Source organism: Streptomyces sp. JH34, from assembly GCF_029428875.1.
GTDB lineage: Bacteria > Actinomycetota > Actinomycetes > Streptomycetales > Streptomycetaceae > Streptomyces.
On the sequence record NZ_JAJSOO010000001.1, the window covers coordinates 2,136,673 to 2,160,590 of the forward strand.

The 23,918-nt window shown below is 71.2% G+C and carries 17 protein-coding genes; 4 read left to right on the forward strand and 13 right to left on the reverse strand.

Translation table 11 applies throughout. From position 1 onward, the window contains the following. Position 1: 1 nt before the first annotated feature. Positions 2-1,633: an L-glutamate gamma-semialdehyde dehydrogenase gene (gene pruA / locus LWJ43_RS09205; RefSeq protein ID WP_277331800.1), complete on the reverse strand. Its 1,632-nt coding sequence runs from the start codon at positions 1,631-1,633 to the stop codon at positions 2-4. Positions 1,634-1,737: 104 nt separating this feature from the next. Then, the gene (locus tag LWJ43_RS09210; RefSeq protein ID WP_277331801.1) at positions 1,738-2,664 is read right to left on the reverse strand and encodes a proline dehydrogenase family protein; all 927 of its coding nucleotides are present in this window, start codon (positions 2,662-2,664) and stop codon (positions 1,738-1,740) included. Between the two features lie 177 nt (positions 2,665-2,841). Here LWJ43_RS09210 and LWJ43_RS09215 point away from each other — a divergent pair, with 177 nt between their 5' ends. Together LWJ43_RS09215 and LWJ43_RS09220 are read left to right on the forward strand one after the other, a co-directional pair. Beyond that, entirely contained in the window at positions 2,842-3,981 is a 1,140-nt protein-coding gene (locus LWJ43_RS09215) for a PucR family transcriptional regulator (RefSeq protein WP_277331802.1), read from the forward strand. 85 nt (positions 3,982-4,066) lie between these two features. Then, the gene (locus LWJ43_RS09220) at positions 4,067-4,420 is read left to right on the forward strand and encodes a hypothetical protein (protein ID WP_277331803.1); all 354 of its coding nucleotides are present in this window, start codon (positions 4,067-4,069) and stop codon (positions 4,418-4,420) included. Between the two features lie 93 nt (positions 4,421-4,513). Here the strand turns inward: LWJ43_RS09220 and serA are convergent, their stop codons facing one another. From serA to LWJ43_RS09250, 6 genes are all read right to left on the reverse strand, one after another. Further along, positions 4,514-6,106 (reverse strand): phosphoglycerate dehydrogenase, encoded by a 1,593-nt coding sequence (gene serA, locus LWJ43_RS09225; RefSeq protein WP_277331804.1) that lies wholly within the window; start codon positions 6,104-6,106, stop codon positions 4,514-4,516. 297 nt (positions 6,107-6,403) lie between these two features. Then, on the reverse strand, positions 6,404-7,405 hold the full coding sequence (ilvC, locus tag LWJ43_RS09230; RefSeq protein WP_277331805.1) for a ketol-acid reductoisomerase: 1,002 nt from the start codon (positions 7,403-7,405) through the stop codon (positions 6,404-6,406). Between the two features lie 106 nt (positions 7,406-7,511). Continuing rightward, positions 7,512-8,039: an acetolactate synthase small subunit gene (ilvN, locus tag LWJ43_RS09235; protein ID WP_103760243.1), complete on the reverse strand. Its 528-nt coding sequence runs from the start codon at positions 8,037-8,039 to the stop codon at positions 7,512-7,514. A gap of 23 nt (positions 8,040-8,062) precedes the next feature. After that, the gene (locus LWJ43_RS09240; RefSeq protein ID WP_277331806.1) at positions 8,063-9,913 is read right to left on the reverse strand and encodes an acetolactate synthase large subunit; all 1,851 of its coding nucleotides are present in this window, start codon (positions 9,911-9,913) and stop codon (positions 8,063-8,065) included. 223 nt (positions 9,914-10,136) lie between these two features. Then, entirely contained in the window at positions 10,137-12,968 is a 2,832-nt protein-coding gene (locus LWJ43_RS09245; RefSeq protein WP_277331807.1) for a putative bifunctional diguanylate cyclase/phosphodiesterase, read from the reverse strand. Positions 12,969-13,235: 267 nt separating this feature from the next. Then, positions 13,236-14,186, reverse strand: coding sequence for a 2-hydroxyacid dehydrogenase (locus tag LWJ43_RS09250; protein WP_277331808.1), 951 nt, complete (start codon positions 14,184-14,186; stop codon positions 13,236-13,238). A 131-nt stretch (positions 14,187-14,317) separates the two neighbouring features. Here LWJ43_RS09250 and LWJ43_RS09255 point away from each other — a divergent pair, with 131 nt between their 5' ends. Next, the gene (locus tag LWJ43_RS09255) at positions 14,318-15,274 is read left to right on the forward strand and encodes an aldo/keto reductase (protein WP_277335845.1); all 957 of its coding nucleotides are present in this window, start codon (positions 14,318-14,320) and stop codon (positions 15,272-15,274) included. Between the two features lie 173 nt (positions 15,275-15,447). Further along, a complete protein-coding gene (locus LWJ43_RS09260) occupies positions 15,448-16,626 on the forward strand; it encodes a PQQ-dependent sugar dehydrogenase (protein ID WP_277331809.1) in 1,179 nt (392 codons plus the stop codon). 201 nt (positions 16,627-16,827) lie between these two features. On the opposite strand, the gene LWJ43_RS09265 is transcribed toward LWJ43_RS09260, so the two are convergent. The 5 genes from LWJ43_RS09265 to LWJ43_RS09285 form a co-directional block, all read right to left on the reverse strand. Beyond that, on the reverse strand, positions 16,828-19,875 hold the full coding sequence (locus tag LWJ43_RS09265) for a helix-turn-helix transcriptional regulator (RefSeq protein ID WP_277335846.1): 3,048 nt from the start codon (positions 19,873-19,875) through the stop codon (positions 16,828-16,830). A 49-nt stretch (positions 19,876-19,924) separates the two neighbouring features. After that, positions 19,925-20,098 carry a hypothetical protein gene (locus LWJ43_RS09270; RefSeq protein WP_277331810.1) on the reverse strand — a complete coding sequence of 58 codons (174 nt, stop codon included), beginning with the start codon at positions 20,096-20,098 and terminating at the stop codon, positions 19,925-19,927. A gap of 164 nt (positions 20,099-20,262) precedes the next feature. Continuing rightward, complete coding sequence (locus LWJ43_RS09275; protein WP_385450332.1) at positions 20,263-20,937, reverse strand: hypothetical protein; 675 nt, start codon at positions 20,935-20,937, stop codon at positions 20,263-20,265. A gap of 50 nt (positions 20,938-20,987) precedes the next feature. Beyond that, a complete protein-coding gene (locus tag LWJ43_RS09280) occupies positions 20,988-21,542 on the reverse strand; it encodes a GNAT family N-acetyltransferase (protein ID WP_277331812.1) in 555 nt (184 codons plus the stop codon). Between the two features lie 26 nt (positions 21,543-21,568). Then, positions 21,569-23,785 carry an MMPL family transporter gene (locus LWJ43_RS09285; protein WP_277331813.1) on the reverse strand — a complete coding sequence of 739 codons (2,217 nt, stop codon included), beginning with the start codon at positions 23,783-23,785 and terminating at the stop codon, positions 21,569-21,571. Between the last annotated feature and the right edge of the window lie 133 nt (positions 23,786-23,918).

A 23,918-nucleotide genomic window follows, 5' to 3' on the forward strand; every position in this document is an offset into this window, starting at 1 on the left:
GTCAGCCCTGGTGCGGGTAGGTGTACTCGGTCGGCGGGACCAGCGTCTCCTTGATGGCGCGGGTCAGCGTCCAGCGCTGCAGGTTCTGCGGGGCGCCCGCCTTGTCGTTGGTGCCGGAGCCACGGCCGCCGCCGAAGGGCTGCTGGCCGACGACGGCACCGGTCGACTTGTCGTTGATGTAGAAGTTGCCCGCGGCGTAGCGGAGCTTGTCCATCGTGTACGCGGCCGCCGCACGGTCGTTGGAGATGACGGCGCCGGTGAGCGCGTAGTCGGAGACCGACTCCATCTGCTCCAGCATGGCGTCGTACTTCTCGTCCTCGTAGACGTGCACGGCGAGGATCGGGCCGAAGTACTCGGTGGTGAAGACCTCGTTGGCCGGGTCGTCGCACACGATGACGGTCGGGCGGACGAAGTAGCCGACGGAGTCGTCGTACGTACCGCCGGCGACGATCGTGCAGGTCGGGTCGGCGGCGGCGCGGTCGATCGCGGCCTTGTTCTTCGCGAAGGAACGCGCGTCGATGACGGCGCCCATGAAGTGCGACAGGTCGGTGACGTCACCCATGGTGATGCCGTCGACCTCGGCCGCGAACTCCTCCTTGAAACCGGAGTTCCAGATGGAGGCCGGGACGTAGGCGCGGGAGGACGCGGAGCACTTCTGGCCCTGGTACTCGAAGGAGCCGCGGGTCAGCGCGGTCTTCAGCACGGCGCGGTCGGCGCTCGGGTGCGCGACGACGAAGTCCTTGCCACCGGTCTCACCGACGAGCCGCGGGTAGGTGCGGTAGTTGGCGATGTTGTTGCCGACCGTCTTCCACAGGTGCTGGAAGGTGGGGGTCGAGCCGGTGAAGTGGACACCGGCCAGGTCGCGGTGGTTCAGCGCGACCTCGGAGACGGCGATGCCGTCACCGGTGACCAGGTTGATGACGCCCTTGGGCAGCCCGGCCTCCTCCAGCAGCTGCATCAGCAGCACGGCTGCGTGGGTCTGCGTCGGGGACGGCTTCCACACCACGACGTTGCCCATGAGGGCGGGCGCGGTGGGCAGGTTGGCAGCGATGGCGGAGAAGTTGAACGGCGTGATCGCGTAGACGAAGCCCTCGAGCGGGCGGTGGTCCATGCGGTTCCAGACGCCCGGGGAGTTCGCCGGGGGCTGCTCGGCGAGGATCTGGCGCGCGTAGTGCACGTTGAAGCGCCAGAAGTCGACGAGCTCGCAGGGGCAGTCGATCTCGGCCTGCTGCGCGGTCTTGCCCTGGCCGAGCATCGTGGAGGCGGCCAGCGTCTCACGCCAGGGACCGGCCAGCAGCTCGGCGGCGCGCAGGATGATGGCCGCGCGGTCGTCGAAGGACATGGCGCGCCAGGCCGGAGCGGCGGCGAGGGCCGCGTCGACGGCGTCCTGGGCGTCCTGCTCGGTGGCACCGGCGAAGGTGCCGATGACGGCCTTGTGGTTGTGCGGCTGCACGACGTCGACACGCTCGCCGCCGCCCATGCGCTTCTCGCCGCCGATGGTCATCGGCAGGTCGATCGGGTTCTGGCTGAGCTCCTTGAGCTTCGCCTCCAGGCGGGCGCGCTCCGCGGTGCCGGGGGCGTAGGAGTGGACCGGCTCGTTGACCGGCGCGGGGACCTGGGTGACGGCGTCCATGAGTGCCTTGTCTCCTTGGTTGAGGTGGGTGGTCGGCCGGGCGGGTCTGCCCTGGTTCAGTCTGGGTACGGCCCTGTGGTCCGAACCCTCGGTTCGCTGCCTGTTCAGCCCTTGGTGAGGACGGAGCGGCCGAAGAACAGCAGGTTGGCCGGCTTCTCCGCGAGGCGGCGCATGAAATAGCCGTACCAGTCGGTGCCGTACGCCGTGTAGACGCGCATCCGGTGGCCCTCGGCCGCGAGCCGGACGTGCTCCTCGCTGCGGATGCCGTACAGCATCTGGAACTCGTACTCGTCCAGTTTGCGCCCGGCCTGGCGTGCGAGCTCCTGGCCGATGGCGATGAGACGGGGATCGTGCGAGCCGATCATCGGGTAGCCCTCGCCCTGCATCAGTGTCTTCAGGATGCGGACGTACGCCTTGTCGATCTCCGGCTTGCTCTGGTACGCCACGGAGGCGGGCTCCTTGTAGGCGCCCTTGACCAGGCGGACCCGGCTGCCCGCGGCGGCGAGACGGCGGGCGTCGGCCTCGGTGCGGAACAGGTAGGACTGGATCACGCAGCCGGTCTGCGGGAAGTCCTTCCGCAGCTCCTCGTGGATGGCGAACATCGAGTCGAGGGTGGTGTGGTCCTCGGCGTCCAGCGTGACCGTGGTGCCGATCGCGGCGGCGGCCTCGACGACCGGGCGGACGTTGGCGAGGGCCAGGTCGTGGCCGTTCTCGAGGGCCTGGCCGAACATCGACAGCTTGACGGACATCTCGGCACGGGTGCCGAGCCCGAGCTCCTCCAGACGGCCGATCAGCTCGAGGTAGGCGTCCCGCGCGGCGGCGGCCTGCTCCGGGGTGGTGATGTCCTCACCGACGACGTCCAGGGTGACCTCGAGGCCCTTGTCGGCCGCGTCCCGGACGACAGGGACGACCTGGTCGACGCTCTCACCGGCGATGAACCGGTCGACGACCTGCTTGGTGCCCGGCGCTGCCGAGATGAAACGACGCATTGTGTCGCTGCGTGACGCGGCGAGAATCACGGGACCCAGCACGGGGCACCTCCACGGAGTACGAACGAGGCCGTACCGGTACGGAAGTGAACGGACCGGGACGGCACGGAGAACCACTGTGAAATCTAGGTACCCCCGCCATCGCGTGCCATCGACAGCTGTCACGCATCCGTGCACTGGATCTCAGACATATGTCTGAAGGGGTGCGAGAATGGCCGGGTGAAGGGCGATTACCAGGAGCTGGTCGACGAGATCTCCGCGCTGCTCAACGCCCCCGCGACCCTGGAGAACCGAGATTTCGGCCTGGTCGCCTTCGGGGCCCACGACAGTGACGACGACACGGCGATGGACCCCGTCCGTACGCGCTCGATCCTCACCCGGAGCTCCACCCCCGCGGTCCGTGCCTGGTTCGAGGGCTTCGGCATCACCCGGGCGACGGGCCCGGTCCGCATCCCCGCCGCCCCGGAGGCCGGGGTCTTCCGGGACCGCGTCTGCCTCCCGGTACGCCATCGGGGTGTCGTCCTCGGTTACGTGTGGCTGCTGGACGCCGACCCGGGGCCGACCGACGGGCAGCTGGCGGCGGCGATGGACGTCGCGGCCCGGATCGGTGCCCTGCTCGCCGACGAGGAGCGGGCCGGCACCGACCTCTCGCGGGAGTTCGGCGCGGTGCTCGTCGCGGTGAGCGGCTGGCAGCGCGAGATGGCGGTGTCCGCGCTGCGCGAGGCCCTCGGCGCCGACGCGGACGGCCTGCACGCGGTGGTGTGCGTCATCCCGTGGGACGGGGAGGCGCCTTCCGCTCGTACGGTCCCCTCTGCGGCAGCCCTCGCCGCAGTGGCCGGCCCGGGTGCCCGGGTCCTGGCCGCCCTGGTCCGGCTGCGCTCCCCCGAGACGCTCGACCCGGCGACGACGGCCGCGGAACGGCTGCGTTCGGCGGCCGGGCCCGCCGCGACCGCCGGCCTCGCTGCGGCCCGCCGGGGCCTGGCGGAGCTGACCGACGCCTGGCAGGAGGCGCTGTCCGCCGCCCGCGCGGCCTCGGCGGAACCCCGCTTCGGCCCGGTCGCCGACTGGTCGGCCATCGGCCCGTACCGCCTCCTCGCCGCCCTGCCCCGCACACCGGGCACCGCACCGGACCGGACGGTCCGCACGCTGCTGACCCCCGCCCACGCGGAACTCGCCCGTACCGCAGAGGTGTTCCTCGACCGCGCGGGCCAGGCGAGCCGCACGGCCTCCGCGCTGGGCATCCACCGCCAGACGCTCTACTACCGCCTCGCCCGGGTCCAGCAGCTGACCGGCCTCGACCTGAACGACGGCGAGGACCGGCTGCTCCTGCACATGGCGCTGAAGGCGGCACGGCTGTGAACCACGCCCGGGATGAGTACGGCACGGCCGCGGACTGAGTACACCGACGGAGTGAGCGGAACGTCACGCGCGGTGAACTGGGTCCATGAGCAACGACGTCAGGACGTCCACCCCCCTCACCGCCCCCACCGAGCCCGAACCGCGTTGGTGGGCGGCCCCGTTGACCGGCACCGTGCTGGCGCCGGTGCTGGCCGTCGCCGTGTCTTCGGTGGAGAACACCTTCGCCGACAGGACGTTCCTGCTGACCGGCGGTCTACTGCTCGCCTACGCGCTGGTCCTGCCCAGCTGGTTCCTCGCCAGGACTCCCGCGCGACGGCGCCGGCGCAACGGTCTCGTCCTGTCGGGCTGTGTGATCGCCGCATGGTTCCCCGTGCTGATCTCCACCACGGGCTGGACCCTGTTCCTCGTCATGCTCTTCACGGGACACATCGACGGCTGACGCACGGACGCCGCGCACCGTGGGTCGCGAACGGCCGCGCCCGGCCGACGGATCAGGATCCGTCGGCCGGGCGCGGCCGTGGTACGCCGTGGATCAGTCGGTGAGGTTCACCGAACGGGCCGAGGCGGCACCGATCTCGTCGGCGATCTCGGTGAGCACCGACTGCGGGATGGTGTCGTCGACGGTGAGGACGACCAGCGCCTCGCCACCCGCGTCCTTCCGCGAGACCTGCATGCCCGCGATGTTCAGACCGGCCTCGCCGAGGATCTTGCCGACGGCGCCGACGACGCCCGGACGGTCCTCGTAGCGCAGGACGACCATGTGGTCGGCGAGCGCCAGGTCGACGTCGTGCTCGCCGATCGCGACGATCTTCTGGAGGTGCTTGGGGCCTGCCAGCGTGCCGGAGACCGCGACCTCCTCGCCGCTCGACAGCGTGCCGCGGACGGTCACCACGTTGCGGTGGTCCGGCGACTCGGAGCTGGTCGTGAGGCGGACCTCGACACCGCGCTCCTGCGCGAAGAGCGGGGCGTTGACGTAGGACACCGTCTCGTCGACGACGTCCTCGAAGACACCCTTGAGCGCGGAGAGTTCGAGCACCTTCACGTCGTGCTGCGTGATCTCGCCGTAGACCTCGACGTCGAGGCGGGCCGCGACCTCACCCGCGAGCGCGGTGAAGATCCGGCCGAGCTTCTCGGCGAGCGGCAGCCCGGGACGCACGTCCTCGGCGATGACGCCGCCCTGGACGTTGACCGCGTCGGGCACGAGCTCACCGGCGAGGGCGAGCCGGACGGACCTGGCGACGGCGATGCCCGCCTTCTCCTGGGCCTCGTCGGTCGAGGCACCGAGGTGCGGGGTGCAGACGACCTGGTCGAACTGGAACAGCGGGGAGTCCGTGCAGGGCTCCTTGGTGTACACGTCCAGGCCCGCGCCGGCGACCCGGCCCTCCTTGAGGGCGGAGGCGAGCGCCTCCTCGTCGACGATGCCACCACGCGCGGCGTTGACGATGCGCACCGAGGGCTTGACCTTGTGCAGCGCCTCGTCGCCGATCAGGCCGAGCGTCTCGGGGGTCTTGGGCAGGTGCACCGTGATGAAGTCGGAGACCTCGAGCAGTTCGTCCAGCGTGAGGAGCTTGACGCCCATCTGCGCGGCACGCGCGGGCTGCACGTAGGGGTCGTACGCGACGATCTTCATGCCGAAGGCGGACATGCGCTGCGCGACCAGCACGCCGATGCGGCCGAGGCCGACGACACCGAGGGTCTTCTCGCTGAGCTCGACACCCGTGTACTTGGAGCGCTTCCACTCGCCGTTCTTCAGGGCGGTGTTGGCCTGCGGGATGTTGCGCGCGGTGGCGACGAGCAGACCGCAGGCCAGCTCGGCGGCGGTGACGATGTTGGACGTCGGCGCGTTGACCACCATCACACCGGCCTTGGTGGCCGAGGAGACGTCGACGTTGTCCAGACCGACGCCGGCACGGGCGACGACCTTGAGCTGCTTCGCGGCGGCGATGGCCTCGGCGTCGACCTTGGTGGCGGAGCGCACCAGGATCGCGTCGACGTCGGCGATCGCGGGGAGGAGCGCGGCGCGGTCCGCGCCGTTGCAGTGCCGGATCTCGAAGTCCGGACCCAGGGCGTCAACCGTGGCGGGCGACAGCTCTTCGGCGATGAGTACGACAGGTTTCGAGCTCACGTGAGTCCTCACAAGTCCAGTGCGGACGGCCGTCCCGACGGCCGCAGGCGGTGGAGGGGCTAGCCGCGTGGAAGACGCACGACACTGTGGGCCCTGACGCGTGTATGTGTTGAGCAGTGTAGTCATGCGGCCGGGCGCGGACCGCGCCCCGGTGGAAGGATCACCCGCACGGGGTGAACGGTCTGTACAGACGTACGGAACCGCCTCCCTGCCACCCGCCTCTCCCCGCAGTGACACGGGGTGTGAGGCCGGCCGTGTGCCGGGGGCAGGCCCGTCGGACCTGCCCCCGGCGAGAACTCAGGCTTCCTCGTCGTCGACCCAGCTCATGAGCTTGCGGAGCTCCTTGCCGGTGGTCTCCAGCAGGGACTCGCTGTCGGCCTTCTTGTACTCGTTGTACTTGGGCAGACCGTTGTGGTACTCGGCCATCCAGTTCTTGGCGAAGGTGCCGTCCTGGATCTCGGCGAGGACCTTCTTCATCTCGGCCTTGGTGGCGTCCGTGATGATGCGCGGGCCGGTGACGTAGTCGCCCCACTCGGCGGTCTCCGAGATGGACCAGCGCATCTTCTCCAGGCCGCCCTCGTACATGAGGTCCACGATGAGCTTCAGCTCGTGGAGGCACTCGAAGTACGCGATCTCCGGCTGGTAGCCGGCCTCGGTCAGGGTCTCGAAACCTGCCTTGACCAGTGCGGCGGTGCCACCGCAGAGGACGGCCTGCTCACCGAACAGGTCGGTCTCGGTCTCCTCGGTGAAGGTCGTCTTGATGACGCCGGCGCGCGTGCCGCCGATGCCCTTCGCGTAGCTGAGGGCGAGCTCCAGGCCCTTGCCCGAGGGGTCCTGCTCGACGGCCACGATGCACGGGACGCCGCGGCCCTCCTCGTACTGGCGGCGGACCAGGTGACCCGGGCCCTTCGGGGCGACCATGCAGACGTCGACGTTGGCCGGCGGCTTGATGAAGTCGAAGCGGATGTTCAGGCCGTGGCCGAAGAACAGCGCGTCGCCGTCCTTGAGGTTGTCCTTGACGGACTCCTCGTAGACCTGGGCCTGGATCGGGTCCGGGACGAGGATCATGATGACGTCGGCCTCGGCCGCGGCCTCGGAGGGCGTCACCACGCGGAGGCCCTGCTCCTCGGCCTTGGCCTTGGACTTCGAGCCCTCGTGCAGACCGACACGGACGTCGACACCCGAGTCACGCAGCGACAGCGCGTGGGCGTGGCCCTGGCTGCCGTAGCCGAGGACCGCGACCTTGCGGCCCTGGATGATGGACAGGTCGGCATCGTCGTCGTAGAACAGCTCGGCCACTGGGTCTTCTCCTTGGTGTGCAGGTGTTGCGTCCCACCGTACGGCGGGGTGCGTCGGATACGTTGCCGGGTCTCGCCATGCGAGCGGCGAGGTGGCCCGTGAGGTCTTACGCCGTACGGTCGAGTGCGCGCAGGGAACGGTCGGTGATCGAGCGCGCGCCACGCCCTATGGCGATGGTGCCGGACTGGACGAGCTCCTTGATGCCGAACTGCTCGAGCATCTTGAGCATGGCCTCCAGCTTGTCGGCGCCCCCGGTCGCCTCGATCGTGACGGCCTCCGGGGAGACGTCCACGGTCTTGGCGCGGAACAGCTGGACGATCTCGACGATCTGGGAGCGGGTCTCGTTGTCGGCGCGGACCTTCACCAGGACGAGCTCCCGCTGGATCGCTGCGGTGGGCTCGAGTTCGACGATCTTCAGGACGTTGACCAGCTTGTTGAGCTGCTTGGTCACCTGCTCCAGGGGCAGGCCCTCGACGTTCACGACAATGGTGATGCGTGAGATGTCGGGATGTTCGGTGGTCCCGACCGCGAGCGAGTCGATGTTGAAGCCGCGCCGGGAGAACAGAGCCGTGATCCGGGCGAGGACACCGGGCTTGTTCTCGACCAGGACGGAGAGCGTGTGCTTGCTGGACATGGAGTCGTGTCTCTCTCTGTCTCTCAGTCGTCTTCGTTGTCGCCGAAGTCGGGGCGGACTCCGCGCGCTGCCATGACCTCGTCGTTGGAGGTGCCGGCGGCGACCATCGGCCACACCATGGCGTCCTCGTGGACGATGAAGTCGATGACGACCGGGCGGTCGTTGATCGCGTTGGCCTCGGCGATGACCTTGTCCAGGTCGGCCGGGTCCTCGCAGCGGATCGCGTAGCAGCCCATGGCCTCGGACAGCTTGACGAAGTCCGGGACGCGCGTGCCCTTGGCGGGGACGCCGTCGCTGTCCGCGCCGGAGTGCAGCACGGTGTTGGAGTAGCGCTGGTTGTAGAACAGGGTCTGCCACTGGCGGACCATCCCGAGGGCGCCGTTGTTGATGATCGCGACCTTGATCGGGATGTTGTTGAGCGCGCAGGTGGTGAGTTCCTGGTTGGTCATCTGGAAGCAGCCGTCGCCGTCGATCGCCCAGACCGCGCGGTCGGGCATGCCCGCCTTGGCGCCCATGGCGGCCGGGACCGCGTAGCCCATCGTCCCGGCGCCGCCGGAGTTGAGCCAGGTGGCGGGCCGCTCGTACTGGATGAAGTGCGAGGCCCACATCTGGTGCTGGCCGACACCCGCCGCGAAGATCGTGCCCTCGGGGGCGAGTTCGCCGATGCGCTGGATGACCTGCTGCGGCGAGAGGCTGCCGTCCTCCGGCAGGTCGTAACCGACCGGGTAGGTCTCGCGCCAGCGGTTGAGGTCCTTCCACCAGGCTTCGTAGTCGCCGGTGTTGCCCTCGGTGTGCTCGGCCTGGACCGCCTGGACGAGGTCGGCGATGACCTCGCGGGCGTCACCGACGATCGGGACGTCGGCGGCACGGTTCTTGCCGATCTCGGCCGGGTCGATGTCCGCGTGGACGATCTTGGCGTACGGGGCGAAGCTGTCCAGCTTGCCGGTGACGCGGTCGTCGAACCTGGCCCCGAGCGCGACGATCAGGTCGGCCTTCTGCAGCGCGGTGACGGCGGTGACCGAACCGTGCATGCCGGGCATTCCCACGTGCAGCGGGTGGCTGTCGGGGAAGGAGCCGAGCGCCATCAGGGTGGTGGTGACGGGCGCTCCGGTGAGCTCTGCCAGGACCTTCAGCTCGGCGGTGGCGCCGGCCTTCATGACGCCGCCGCCGACGTAGAACACGGGGCGCTTCGACTGGGCGATGAGCTTGGCGGCCTCGCGGATCTGCTTGGCGTGCGGCTTGGTGACCGGACGGTAGCCGGGCAGGTCCATCGTCGGCGGCCAGCTGAAGTTGGTCTTCGCCTGCAGCGCGTCCTTGGCGATGTCGACGAGCACCGGCCCCGGGCGGCCGGTGGAGGCGATGTGGAAGGCCTCGGCGATCGTGTGCGCGATGTCCTCGGCGCGGGTGACCAGAAAGTTGTGCTTGGTGATCGGCATGGTGATGCCGCAGATGTCGGCTTCCTGGAAGGCGTCCGTGCCGATGGCGGCGGAGGCGACCTGGCCGGTGATCGCGACCAGCGGCACGGAGTCCATGGCGGCGTCGGCGATCGGCGTGACCAGGTTGGTGGCACCGGGCCCCGAGGTGACCATGCAGACACCGACCTTGCCCGTGGCCTGCGCGTAACCGGTGGCCGCGTGACCGGCACCCTGTTCGTGGCGGACCAGGACGTGACGGACCCGGGTGGAGTCCATCAGCGGGTCGTACGCGGGAAGGATGCAACCGCCGGGGAGCCCGAATACGGTGTCGGCGCCGACTTCCTCGAGAGAACGGATGAGGGACTGCGCGCCCGTGAGGTGCTCGACGGAGGCGGAGGACGGTCCGCCGTTACGGGCCCGCGGCTGCGGGTGCTGGGCCCCGGTTGCCTGCTCGGTCATCGGCCTTCTCTTCTCGAAGCTGAGGGTTTATGCGGTGTTTTTGTGGTGTTTTGCAAGGTCCCGGTGCAACAAAAAACCCCTCGCGCCGTGAGGCAAGCGAGGGGAGCGCGCCGGTGCGGTCTGCAGGGTGTCCATGAGTGACCCTGCTTCAGCCGACGCGCTTTCCAAGTACGAGAATTCGGGTGCGCATGGCATTGACCCTCTCTCCGGCACGCACACGGTGTCAAGTGGGTGGGACGGGCGTCTCATCATGTGAGCGACCCTGGAGCGGGATGACGCCACCCGCGAGCACCGGCTGAGCGGCGGCGACGACGCCCGGGACGGGGTACTTCCCCCGGATCAGGGTGCGCCGCAGCCGGTACTCGTCCAGCGGGCCGGCGAAGGCCATCCCCTGGCCGTGGGTGCACCCCATGGCGCGCAGGGTGCGCACCTGTTCGGGCACGTCCACGCCTTCGGCCACGGACTGCATGCCGAGGTCTCCCGCGATGCGCAGCAGCCCGCTGGTGATCTTGTGCAGCCTCGCCGATTCGACGACGCCCTCCACCAGGCACCGGTCCAGCTTCAGGACGTCGATGGGGAGCCGGCGCAGGGCGTTGACCGCGGCGTACCCGCTGCCGAAGCCGTCGAGTGCGATCCGGACCCCGAGGCGGCGCAGCGCGACCAGGCGCTGTTCCAGCTCGTCGAAGGAGATCCGGGGGTCGTTGTCCCCCACTTCGATCATGAGGGCTCCGGAGGGCAGCCCGTGCCGCGTCAGGAGCGCCTCGACGGAGCCCGGCGGCAGGGCACTGTCCAGGAGCCGGGCGGCCGAGACGCGCACGGAGAGGGAGACGGAATGCCCGGCCCGGAAGCGGTCGGCGGCCTGCTCGACCGCCTCCTCCAGCAGCCAGCTGCCGAGCTCGGCCGCGCGTTCGCTGCCTTCGGACACGCGGAGGAACTCTGCGGGGGTGAACAGGATGCCCTGCGCGGAGCGCCAGCGTGCCTGGGCGGCGACGGCCGCGACCGTGCCGCTGGCCAGGTGGACGACGGGCTGGTGCAGCAGGGCGAATTCACCCTCGCGCAGGGCCGTGCGCAGCCGCGCGGCCAGCTCGGACCGGCGCACGACGTCGGCCTGCATCTGGGGGGCGTACAGCTCGACCCTGCCCTTGCCGTTCGCCTTGGCGCGGTACATGGCGAGGTCGGCGTTGCGCATGAGGTCCTTGGGCGTGATGGAGGGCTCCGCGAAGGCGACCCCGATGGAGGCGGCCACCCGCACCTCGCCGGTGCCGATCCGGTACGGCTGGGACAGCCTGAGCCGCAGCCGGTCGGCGATCTCGTGGACCTGGTACTCCCTGGCCGCCTGGTCACGGGTTCCGTCGCCGACGATCAGCGCGGCGAACTCGTCGCCCCCGAGGCGTGCCGCGGTGTCCGAGGCGCGCACCGACTCCTGGAGGCGGCGCGCGGCCTGGACGAGGAGTTCGTCGCCCGCCTGGTGGCCTATGGAGTCGTTGACCGCCTTGAAGCCGTCGAGGTCGATGAAGAGCACGGCGGTACCGGGATCCCCGGCCCGGCGGCCCCCGAGCGCCTGGCCGACCCGGGTGGTGAAGAGGGAGCGGTTGGGCAGGTCGGTGAGCGGGTCGTGTTCGGCGTTGTGCTGGAGCTGCGCCTGCAGTCGGACCCGCTCGGTCACGTCGCGGCTGTTGAGCAGCAGACCGCCCTGGTGGCGGTTGACGGTGGACTCGACGTGGAGCCAGTCGCCGGTGCCCGATCCGAAGCGGCACTCGATGCGGGTGGTGGGCTCCTCGCGGGCCGGCGCGGCGAGGAAGCGCCGCAGCTCGTGGACCACTCCCCCGAGGTCGTCGGGGTGGATGATCGACGACAGCTCCGCACCGACGAGGTCCTCGGCGTCACGCCGGTAGACCCCGGCAGCCGCGGGACTCACGTAGCGGAGCACCCCGCTCGGCTCGGCGATCATGATGACGTCGCTGGAGCCCTGGACCAGGGAGCGGAAGTGGTTCTCCTTCTGGGCCAGTTCCTGGTTGAGCGCGATGTTGTCGAGGAGCATGATCGCCTGGCGCAGGACGAGGGCGAGCACGACCGTGCAGCCGGTGAGCACCACCACCCTGTCGACCCTCCGGCCCTCCACGACGTTGTACAGGATGCCGAGGGTGCAGACCGCCGCGGCCAGATAGGGCGTGAGCGCGGCGAGGGACCCGGCGATCGGGCGGCTCGCGGCACGCGGCTCGGGTGAGGGGGCCTCGACAGCGTTGTCCTTGCCGCGATGGGCACCCCAGGGCGCGTAGGCGAGAAGCATGGAACCGGCGAACCAGCCCGCGTCCAGCAACTGGCCCGAGTGGTAGGACGAGCGCATCAGCGGAGCGGTGAACAGGGCGTCGCACAGCACGGTCAGGGCGAGGCCGGCGATGGCCGTGTTCACTGCCGGCCTGTTCATGTTGACCCGCCGGAAGTGCAGTGCGAGGACCATGGAGACCAGCACGATGTCGAGCAGGGGGTAGGCGAGCGAGAGGGCCGCCCTGGCCACGCTCTCCCCCTCGGCGTTCGCGACCTGGGCGGTGTGGGCCAGGGCGAGGCTCCAGGAGAGCGTCAGCAGGGATCCGCCGATCAGCCAGGCGTCCAGCACCAGGCAGACCCAGCCCGCCCGCGTGACGGGCCGTTTGGCCAGGACCAGCAGCCCGACGACGGCCGGCGGGGCGAAGCAGAGGAAGAAGAGGTCCGCGAGGGACGGAGAAGGCACTTCACGCCCCAGCACCACCTCGTACCACCCCCAGATCGCGTTGCCTCCGGCGGCCATGGCCGAGGACAGTGCGAAGAGGAGCCAGGCGGGCCGGAAACGGCCGCCGCCGACGCGGGCGTAGAGGAAGCAGGAGACAGCGGCGATCAGGGCGGCGACGCTGAGACCGAAGTCACCCATGAGGAGAGCGACTTCGGGCGACCCCCAGCCGAACGCGGCACCCAGGGCGTATCCGCCGCAGACGACGGCGAGAACGAGCTGGGCGCGCAGCCCGGAGGACCGTCCGGCTGCCGGCTGCCTGGAGAGCAGGGCCCCGAGGGCGCTCACCGGAGAGCCCCTCGGGCCTGCCCCGGCGCCCTCGCCGCCGTCGGCTTCTCCCGCTCGTCCCGCCGCGTCGGTTCGTATCTCCACTGGCCGAACATCGCTCATCGCCCCCTCGCGATCCGCTTCCTCCCCGGCGCCGCCCCTTCCACGGCGCTGCCCTCTTGCGGACGATACACCAGAGTCGTCACTCAGGGACATAGTCGCCCTACTCTCCGTAACGACATGGGGTGTTGACGGGACGCGGAGCGGTCGGGCCACTGCGGAGCGTGGTCAGCCGGTCGTCAGGACGAGGTTGCCGACCGGCTCCCCCGCCGCGAACCGGGTCAGCTGTCCGGCCAGCAGACGCTTGGCCCGGGGAAGGAACGCCGAGGTGCTGCCGCCCACATGAGGGGTGATCAGTGTGTGGGGAGCATGCCAGAGAGGGTGCCCCGCGGGCAGGGGTTCGGGGTCGGTCACGTCGAGGGCGGCACGCAGCCGGCCGGACTCGAGTTCGGCCAGCAGGGCGTCGGTGTCGACGACGGCGCCGCGTGCGACGTTCACGAGCAGTGCGCCGTCCCGCATCGCTGCGAGGAAGCGGGGCCCCACCAGCCCTTGTGTGGAAGGGTTCAGCGGCGTGGACAGGATGACGACGTCGGCTTCGGGGAGCAGCGCCGGAAGGTCTTCGATCGCGTGTACGGGGCCGCGTGCGGTCGTCCGTGCGGAGCGCGCGACGCGCACCACCCGCGCGCACTCGAAGGGTTCGAGCCGGTCCTCGATGGCCGCGCCGATCGATCCGTACCCCACCACGAGCACGGACTTGTCGGCGAGGGCCGGGTAGAAACCGGACCTCCACTCCTCCTCGTCCTGGCCGTGCACGAAGCCCGGGAACCCGCGGAGCGAGGCGAGGACCAGCGCGAGTGCGAGCTCGGCCGTCGATGCCTCGTGCACACCCTTGGCGTTGCACAGCCGGACTCCGGCAGGCAGCAGGCCGAGCCCCGGCTCCACGTGGTCCATGCCCGCGGAGAGCGTCTGTACGACCTGGACCGCCTTCATCTCCCCGAGGGGGCGGACCGCGACCTCGGAGCCCTTCATGTACGGGACGACGTAGAACGCGCAGTCGGCGGGATCCGCAGGGTAGTCCCGGCCGCCGTCCCAGAAACGGTAGTTGAGACCCTCGGGGAGGCCGTCGATCTCCTCGGCGGCGAAGGGCAGCCATACGTCGGTGGCGGTTGCAGCAGTCATGGTCACGAGGCTATGCGAAGGCCGCGGAGCCGCAGAGGTTACTTTGGGGTGCTGGTGGGCCCCGTGATCACGGGACCGAGGGAGGGTTCGGGGAGTTGGAGCGCAGGACTATCGGTGCGACGGCGCTCGCCGTGGGTGCGGTCGGGCTGGGCTGCATGCCGATGAGCTGGGCCTACGACACGTCGCAGCAGCGTGGCGACCGCTCGGTGCGGACGGTGCACGCCGCACTGGACGCGGGTGTCCAACTGCTCGACACCGCCGACATGTACGGGCCCTTCACCAACGAGCTGCTCATCGGCCGGGCACTCAGGGGACGCCGGTCCGAGGCCTTCCTCTCCACGAAGTGCGGTCTGCTCGTGGGCGATCAGCACATCGTGGCCAACGGCCGTCCCGGCTATGTGCGCCGGGCGTGTGACGCCTCGCTGCGACGGCTCCAGACCGATGTGATCGATCTCTACCAGCTGCACCGGGCCGACCCCGAGGTACCGGTCGAGGAGACCTGGGGGGCCATGGCGGACCTGGTGACCGCCGGCAAGGTGCGGGCGCTGGGGCTGTGCGCGGTGGGTGCGAGGGCCGGCCGCCGGCCGGGGGCGCGGATGCACGACGGGACCATCCGGCAGCTGGAGCGGATCCAACAGGTCTTTCCCGTCAGCGCGGTCCAGGCCGAGCTCTCCGTGTGGTCGCCACAGGCGCTGGAGGACCTGCTGCCGTGGTGCGCGGCCCGGGGGGTGGGTGTACTGGCGGCGATGCCGCTGGGCAGCGGCTACCTCACGGGCACGCTCAAACCCGGCCAGGGCTTCGAGCCGGACGACCCGCGGGCCAGGCACCCCCGCTTCACCGCGGAGATGATGGCGGCCAACCAGCCCGTGGTGGCGGGGCTGCGCAGGATCGCGGAGCGGCACGGCGCCACTCCGGCGCAGGTGGCTCTGGCCTGGGTCCTGAGGCAGGGCAGGTACGTGGTGCCCGTGCCCGGCGCGAAGAGGGAGCGGTGGGCCGTGGAGAACGCGGGGGCGGCGGGGCTGGTGCTCACGGACCGGGACCTGGCCGAGATGGCCGGGCTGCCGCGGGCCCGCGGGTCGTGGGACTGACCCCCGTGGTGCGGCTGCCCGGGGCGACTGCCGGGACGGCGGTCGGTGCTCCCGGGACCGTGGGACCGGCCTCGCGGTGAGGGAGTGCCGGGAGAATCGCCGGAGATCGGGAACCCGTGACGGAGCCGCGGTGTAAGAACAGTAGTCGTGCGACCGTCGAAAGGATCGGTGCTGTGCAAACTCCCGTGCTGCGCAAGGGGGCGGTGGCCCTGCTCGCCTCGGCCTCCCTCCTGCTGTCCGCCTGCTCGTCCGCCGACGGGCCGGCGGCCGGTGAGGACGCGTCCTCGCCCCGGGCGGGCACCACGTCCGCCCCGGCCTCCGCGAGCCAGTCGGCGGACCTCCCTCCGGCCAAGGGCTCGGTCGAGGTGGTGAAGACCCTCACGGACGGCCTCGCGTCCCCGTGGGGCGTCGCCGCGCTGCCCGGGGGCGACCTGCTGGTCGGCTCGCGGGACGAGGCGACGATCACCCGCATCGACGCGGAGAGCGGCGAGAAGACCCTGCTGGGCTCGGTCCCGGGGGTCGCACCGGCGGGCGAGGGCGGACTGCTCGGTCTCGCGGTCGCCCCTACCTTCGGCGCGGACCATCTCGTCTACGCGTACTTCACCACTGAGTCGGACAACCGGATCGCCCGCCTCCAGTACGACGAGAAGAAGCCTCCCGGCCAGCAACTGGGTGCCCCGGACACCATCCTGCGTGGCATCCCGAAGGGCTCCATCCACAACGGCGGGCGGATCGCGTTCGGACCCGACCGCATGCTGTACGCGGGCACGGGCGAGACGGGGGACACGGGTCTCGCCCAGGACAAGTCGTCCCCCTCGGGCAAGATCCTGCGTATGACGCCCGACGGCGAGCCAGTGCACGGCAATCCCGAGGGCGACTCGGTGGTCTATTCCTACGGACACCGCAATGTTCAGGGGCTGGCCTGGGACAGCGGGAAGCGGCTCTGGGCCTCCGAATTCGGCCAGAACACCTGGGACGAGCTGAATCTGATCGAGCCGGGCAAGAACTACGGCTGGCCCGACGCCGAGGGGAAGGAAGGCACGCCCGGGTTCGTCGATCCGGTGGCCCAGTGGAAGACCTCGGAGGCCTCGCCGAGCGGCATCGCGTACGCCGAGGGATCGATCTGGATGGCGGGACTGCGGGGCGAGCGGCTCTGGCGGATCCCGCTGTCGGGGAAGGCCGGCGGCGAACCCCTCGCCGATCCCCAGGCCTTCCTGGAGGGGAAGTACGGCCGGCTCCGCACGGTGCTCGCCGCGGGCGGCGACAAGCTCTGGCTGGTCACGAGCAACACGGACGGCCGTGGCACCGTGAAGCCGGGCGACGACCGGATCCTGCTGCTGAAGGTGACGTAGCGGGGGCGGTCCGAGCGCTGTCGGGCACGGCCGGGTCCGGGTCGGCCTGCGGTCGGCGGCCGGGTCCGACGGGTCCGACGGGTCCGACGGGTCCGACGGGTCCGACGGGTCCGACGGGTCCGACGGGTCCGACGGGTCCGACGGGTCCGACGGGTCCGACGGGTCCGACGGGTCCGACGGGTCAGTGTCCCTGTCCCGGCCTCACCCCACCGTGTACAGCCGGAACCGGTGCGCCAGTGCGGCCGCTTCCCCACGGCTGGAGACGCTCAGCTTGGCCAGGATGTTGGAGACGTGCACGCTGGCCGTCTTGGGTGAGATGTACAGCTCCTCCGCGATCCGGCGGTTGGTGTATCCCGCCGCGACCAGCCGGTGCACCTCCTGCTCCCGCGAGGTCAGCCCGAAGGATTCGACGACGTCCACCGCGGGGCCGGGCTCGGCGGGCTGAGCGGCCTCGTCCACGACGGTGCCGTCCCGCCCGGCGAGCGCGATGCGGCCCCGGCCGGCCAGCAGCTCGATGTTCTCCACGAGCGGTCGTGCGCCGAGCCGCAGCGCCACCGCGTGCGCTTCGCGCAGGAGGGCCGCCGCGGGCGTCCGGTCGCCGGTGGCGGCCAGTTCCGCCTCCGCCCAGCGGTAGCGGACCTGCGCCAGCTCGTAGGGGCGCTGGAGCGTGGCGAAGGCCCTGGCGGCCCTGTGCCAGTGGCCGGGTGTGTCCGTCCCTTCAGCGCGGGCCAGTTCGGCCTCGATCAGCACACCGTAGGCGGCCCAGACGGGCACCAGCATCGGCAGCCGTCCGAGGTGGCCCCGGATCCGCTCGAGGATCGCGGGCCGTCCGGGGTCCGTGGCGGGCAGCCCGCGTGCGTCGGACTCGATCGCGGCGGCGGCGCGGAGCAGCGGCAGGGCGTACCGCTGGGTGCCCGGTGGCAGGCGGGTGTCGGACTGCGCCTCGAACGCGGCCCTTGCCTCGAGGAGCCTTCCCTGGTGGGCAGCGAGGGTCATGGCGTGCCGGACCGGGCAGATCAGGTGCTGCGGCTGAGGATCGTGGAGACCGAGGTGACGCCGGTTCAGAGCCAGTTGCTCCGCGGCCACGTCGAAGTCGCCGCGCGCGAGGGCCAGATCGGCACGCCGGGCCGCTACGAGCCCGTTCGACTTGCGGGACCGGGCGAGCGGCGCCGCGGCCTCGGCCGCCGCCAGGCTCTCGTCCCAGTGCCCCAGGGAGAAGAGCGACTGCGCCTGGTTGGCCCGTACCCAGGCCTCGGACTCGGGGAGTCCGTGGCGGTGGCAGATCTCGATGCCGTGGTCGGCGGCCGCCACCGCCTCCAGGGAGCGGCCGGTGGACTCGAGTGACGACGGCAGGTTGATGGCGGCTCGGCTCGTGACGCTCACCAGGTTCAGTTCCTCGGCGCGCTCCCGGACGGCGTACATCTCGGCCAGGCCCTCCTCGACGTCGCCGGCGTCGATCGTGAGCCAGCCGCGGGTGAGCCGGGCGTGCAGCTCGATGGACTCCTGACCGACGAGCCGGGCGTACTCCACCGCCCGGTCGGCCGCGACCAGGGTCTCGGCCCCGGGCCGGTGGAGGGCGCCCCAGCTCGCGACGTTCGCCAGGACGTCGGCGTGCACGGCGGACGGCCGCAGCCCTCGTACCAGGTCCTCGGCGGTGGCCAGTTCCTGCCGGCCGTCGCCGCGGGAGAGGCTCTGCATCATCAGGGAACGCTGCACCCAGAACCACGCGGCGCGCAGCGGGTCCCCGCCGCCGTCCAGGAGCCGCAGGGCCTTCTTCGCCAGGGTCAGGGCCCGTTCACGGTCTCCGCCGAAGCGCGCGGCCACGGTCGCCTCCGCCATCAGGTCGAGATAGCGGAGCGGGTCCTCGGACGGCTCGCATCCGCACCCGGGGTACGCCTCGGCGTGGTCCAGGGGTCGCAGGGTCGCGCGTACCGCGTCGGGGACGTCGTCCCAGAGCTCCATGGCGCGCTCCAGCAGGCGGAGTTGCTCGCTGTACGCGTAGCGGCTCCTGGCCTCCACCGCTGCCTGGAGCACGGCGGGCAGCGCCTTGACCGCGTCGTGGGCCGCGTACCAGTAGCTGGCGAGGCGTGCGGCGCGCTCGTCGGTGCGCACGAGCGACGGGTCCCCCTCCAGCGCTTCCGCGTAACGGCGGTTGAGACGGGTGCGTTCGCCGGGCAGCAGGTCGTCGCTGACGGCCTCGCGGACCAGGGAGTGCCGGAAGCGGTAGCCGTCGGTGTCGGGGGACGGCAGCAGGAGGTTGGCGCCGACCGCCGCGCGCAGTGCTTCGTCGAGGTCGTCCTCGGTGAGGCCGGCGACGGCGGCGAGGAGCGGGTGCTCGACCGTGGAGCCGCCCTCGGCGACGATCCGGGCGATCCGCTGCGCGTTCTCGGGCAGTGCCTCGACGCGGACCAGGAGCAGGTCGCGCAGGGAGTCGGAGAGCCCGGAGCTGTCACCGCAGCACTCCACGCTGCGGGCGAGTTCCTCCACGAAGAAGGCGTTGCCGTCGGAGCGGTCGAAGATGTCGTCGACCAGTGCCGCGTCGGGGACCATCGCGAGGATGCCGGTGAGCTGCCGGCCGACCTCCGCGCGGCTGAAGCGGTCGAGTTCGATGCGGCGGACCGTACGGAGCCGGTCGAGTTCCGCGATGAGCGGCCGCAGGGGGTGGCGGCGGTGGACGTCGTCGGCACGGTACGTGGCGACGACGACGAGGCGGCCGTTGCGCAGGGTGCGGAAGAGATAGGCGAGCAGATGGCGTGTGGAGGTGTCCGCCCAGTGCAGGTCCTCGAGCACGAGAACGACCGTGCGGTCCGTGGAGATGCGTTCCAGCAGGCGGGCGGCGAGTTCGAAGAGCCGGGCGGTGCCGTGCTCGTCGTTCGGCGAGCGGTCGGCCTCGCCCAGTTCGGGCAGCAGCCGGGCGAGTTCGCCCTCCTGTCCGGCCAGCGCCTCGGTCAGTTCGTCGGGCAGCGCTCGGCGCAGGGACCGCAGCGCCGTGGCGAACGGGGCGTAGGGCAGACCGTCAGCCCCGATCTCCACGCATCCGCCGACGGCCACGACGGCCTCGCGGCGGCACGCCGCCGCGAGGAACTCCTCGACCAGGCGCGTCTTGCCGACGCCCGCTTCACCGCCGAGGAGCAGGGCCTGTGGCTCTCCGGCGGCGGCGCGGGCGAGCGAATCGGTGAGCGCGGCGAACTCTCCGGCCCGGCCGACGAAGACGGGACTGACGGTGTTGGTCTCCACGTCGCCGAGCATCGCATAGGCGTGCGACACCCCGGCTACCGATTTACGCCGCCGTCCGTCGTCACGCGGCACGGACGAACCGACTCCGGTTCTTGCCCACCCGCCCTTCACCGTCGTGGCGTTCTGCGCGTCGGGCGGCGCGGAGGGCGAGCGCCGCGCGGCGGGCGGTGCGCTGCTGCTCGGCCCTGCGGATCAGCTCGGCGACGTTGAGCTGGTGCAGTTCGTACTCGTACATGGTCGTCTCCCTGGTGCGTGACGAGAGTGGGGGCACGGCTTCGTGCCGTGCCCCCACTCTCGTACGCCGAGGGATGCCGTCGCATCGGGCGAGTGCCGCATCTCCGCGGGCGGTGTGCCTTAGTCCCGTGCGACGGATGCCTTAGTCCGGTCGCGTCGGGGGCCTCAGCCCCCGGCGGCGGACGGCAGGGCGACGAAGAGGTCGAAGAACATGCCTACGGAGATCAGCAGTCCGAGCGCCCCGAGCGAGATGCCGGCCACGGCGACGGAGCGTACCCAGCCGGCCTGCGGGAGGAGGGACGGAGTGCCGAAGGCGGGCCGGACCAGGACGAAGACGCCGACGAGCAGCGCGAGCAGCGCGAAGATCCCGTTGACGAGAGCGGTGCTGTGCCAGGCGTCGCCGTAGATCTCGGAGATCTGTTGGGCGGCGCTGCCACCGCCGGAGGTCTTGATCTGGCCCATCAGGGTCTCGCGCTCGGCCGCCACGCGGCCGGTCCACGCGCCCGACAGCGAGACGATGCCGAGTCCGGCGGCCACCACGGCCGCCGCGCCGGTTCCGACTCCGGTGGCCGCGGCGGCTTCGGCGTCGGCGTGCGGGTCGGGCGTCAGATCGACCTCCAGGCCGTCCTCCGCGGCCGCGTCCGTCGCGTCCACGTCCATGGCGGTCACGTCGGATGCGGTCACGCCCGGTGCGACGCCGTCCGGAACAGCGTCCTCCGGGGAGCCGGCCTGCTTCGTCACGCTCGGTGCGGTGGGCGCGTCCGGTGCGGTGGCGGTCCCGTTCGCCGCCTTCTTCTCCTCGGTGTCGTCGGTGGTCGAAGTGGAGGGGGAGGTGTTCATGCGCCGCACGCTAGGGGTCCTCCATGAGAACCTCCTTAACACTGGGCCCCTCAGCCCCGTCCCTTACGCCATTCGGGTGCGAGAACGGCCCAGATCTCCTCGTCGTGACGCTTACCGCGGTACGGATACGCCTCACGGAGCACACCTTCACGGGTCATACCGAGCCGCTCGGCCACCGCGACGCTGCGCCTGTTGGCGGAGGAGGCGACCCACTCCACCCGGTGCATGCCCCGCACGTCGACGGCCCAGTCGATCAGCGCCCTGGACGCACGGGTGACGAGGCCCCGGCCCTCCGCGGCGGCCTCCAGCCAGCATCCGATCTCACAGTTGCCGTTCTCCGCCTCGAACATGCGGAAGAGGACGCCGCCGACCAGGGTGCCGTCGAGCCAGATGCCGTAGAGCCGTCCGGTGTCTGCCGCCTGCTTGTCCGCGTACCGCTGGAGCAGCGCCCTCGCGGAGGTGTGGTCCGTGGCGGCCGAGGCGAACGGGATCCAGGGGTCGACCAGCGCCCGCGCCCGGTCCATGTGGGCCAGGAACTCCTCCGCCTGCCAGGGCTCGAGCGGACGGAGTTCCGCCCCGTCGTCCCCCAGTGACACTGTGAACACCGTGGTACTCCTCGTTCTCGCGCGGCTCAGTGAACGCGCTGGACGGGTCGGCCGGCCTCGTCGGTGCGCCCTGCCGGGATTGTCGCACGCGGCACCGTGCGGTCCGGCGGCTCGATGCTGATGCGCGGAAGGAGCCGGTCGAGCCGGGCGGGCAGCCACCAGTTCGCGCCTCCGAGCAGGTGCATCAGCGCGGGTACCAGCAGGGTGCGCAGGACGAAGGCGTCGAGTGCGACGGCGGCGGCCAGCGCGATGCCGAACATGGCGATGACGCGGTCGCCGCTGAGGACGAAGGCGAGGAAGACCGAGATCATGATCACCGCGGCGGAGTTGATGACGCGCCCGGTCTCGGCCAGTCCGACCCGCACCGACCTGCGGTTGTCCCCGGTCTCGAGCCACTCCTCGTACATGCGGCCGACGAGGAAGACCTGGTAGTCCATCGACAGCCCGAAGAGCACCGAGACCATGATCACGGGGAGGAAGGGCTCGATGGGGCCCGCGCTGCCGAGCCCGAGCAGTTCGCTCCCCCACCCCCACTGGAAGACGGCGACGACGACGCCGAAGGAGGCGGCCACGGCCGCCACGTTCATCACGGCGGCCTTGAGGGGCACGGCGAGCGACCGGAACGCCAGCAGCAGGAGCAGACAGCCCAGCCCGACGACCACCCCGACGAAGAGCGGCAGCTTGCCGATGATGATCTCCGCGAAGTCGTCGTAGCCGGCGGTCACCCCGCCCACGTGCGTCCGGAGCGAGGTCGTGTCGCCGACGGGCGGCAGGACGTCGTCACGCAGCCGGTCGACGAGTTCGCTGGTCCGCTGGGACTGAGGCGCGGTCTCGGGTACGACGGTGAGGAACGCGGTGTCGCCGCTGCCGTTGAACGTGAGCGGACTCACCGAGGCGACTCCGTCGGTGCCCCTCAGCACCGCCGGCAGGCCGTCGAGGGCGAGCCTGTCGTCCGCTCCGTCGAGGTGCGCAGCTACGGTCAGCGGCCCGTTGACGCCGGGGCCGAACCCGTCGGCCAGCAGGTCGTACGCCTGGCGGGTGGTGGCCGTGGCCGGGTTGTTGCCCTGGTCGGAGGTGCCCAGGTGCAGGAAGAGGGTGGGCACCGCGAGGACCGCCATGACGGCGGCGGCGGCCGCTCCCAGCAGCCGGGGCCGCCGCTCGACGAAGGCCGACCACCGGGCGGCGAAGCCGGTGGCCCGTTCGCTCAGCGGGCCGTGTTCGGCGAGCCGCGCTCGCTCACGCCGGCTCAGGGCGCGCATGCCTATGAGGGAGAGCAGTGCGGGCAGCAGCGTCACGGAGGCCGCGACGGTGAGCACCACCGTGAGGGAGGCGGCGATCGCGACCCCGTTCAGGAAGCCCAGGCGCAGGACCAGCATGCCCAGCAGCGCGACGCAGACGGTGGCTCCGGCGAACACGACTGCGCGGCCCGTGGTCGCGACGGCGTTCCGCGCCGCTTCGTGCACGGGCAGACCCCGCCGCAGCCCCCGCCGGTGCCGGGTGACGATGAAGAGGGCGTAGTCGATCCCGACGCCGAGCCCGATGAGCATGCCGAGCATCGGCGCGAAGTCGGCGACGGTCATGACGTGGCCGAGCAGCACGATGCCCGCGTAGGCCGTGCCGACGGAGACGAGGGCGGTGGCGATGGGCAGCAGGCTGGCCGCGAGCGACCCGAAGGCGAGGAAGAGGACGACCGCGGCGACGGCTACCCCGACGGCCTCGCTCAGGTGCAGGGCGGGCGCCTCGGTCGCGGCGACGGCGGTGCCGCCGAGCTCGACCTGGAGCCCCTCCCCGGCGGCTTCCTGAGCGGTGTCGGCGACGGCCTGGGCCTGCCCCGGCGGTATCTCTCCCGCTCTGTGGTCGAAGGTGACCGTCGCGTAGGCGGTGCGTCCGTCGCCGCTGATCTGCCCTGACGGCGTCTCTCCGTAGGGACCGGTGACGTCGCCGACTCCGGGCAGCGTGCCGATCGCCTGCAGGGTCCTGGTCATCGTCCGCTCGACGTCCCCGTCGCGGACGGTGGAGTCGGCGGTGTGCCAGACGACGGTGGCGGTGTCACCGCCGAGGTCCTTGAACCCGGCCTGCAGGAGCTCGCCGGCGCGGCCCGACTCGGTGCCCGGCACCTCGTAGTCGTCGGAGTACGCGGGCCCCGCGAACCCCGCGGCTGTGGCCACGCCCCCGAGGGCGACCAGCCAGATGAGGACGGCGGCGAGGCGGTGCGTGAGGCACCAGCGGGCGATGGCGGCCAACGGACGTGCTCCTGGGGTTCGTGGACCGTAGGGGGATATGCGTGGACATCCCGCGAAGTCGCATGACCTGAGAGCCTCACTCTGTCAGCCGTTCGTGAGCTTTTGCCGCTTTCGTGTGCATGGTCACATGGCT

Excerpts from the sequence above, each read along its gene's own strand:
- pruA (WP_277331800.1), bottom strand. The coding sequence starts at position 1,633 with ATGGACGCCGTCACCCAGGTCCCCGCGCCGGTCAACGAGCCGGTCCAC.
- LWJ43_RS09220 (WP_277331803.1), top strand. The coding sequence starts at position 4,067 with ATGAGCAACGACGTCAGGACGTCCACCCCCCTCACCGCCCCCACCGAG.
- ilvN (WP_103760243.1), bottom strand. The coding sequence starts at position 8,039 with ATGTCCAGCAAGCACACGCTCTCCGTCCTGGTCGAGAACAAGCCCGGT.
- LWJ43_RS09240 (WP_277331806.1), bottom strand. The coding sequence starts at position 9,913 with ATGACCGAGCAGGCAACCGGGGCCCAGCACCCGCAGCCGCGGGCCCGT.
- LWJ43_RS09250 (WP_277331808.1), bottom strand. The coding sequence starts at position 14,186 with ATGACTGCTGCAACCGCCACCGACGTATGGCTGCCCTTCGCCGCCGAG.
- LWJ43_RS09265 (WP_277335846.1), bottom strand. The coding sequence starts at position 19,875 with ATGCTCGGCGACGTGGAGACCAACACCGTCAGTCCCGTCTTCGTCGGC.
- LWJ43_RS09270 (WP_277331810.1), bottom strand. The coding sequence starts at position 20,098 with ATGTACGAGTACGAACTGCACCAGCTCAACGTCGCCGAGCTGATCCGC.
- LWJ43_RS09275 (WP_385450332.1), bottom strand. The coding sequence starts at position 20,937 with ATGAACACCTCCCCCTCCACTTCGACCACCGACGACACCGAGGAGAAG.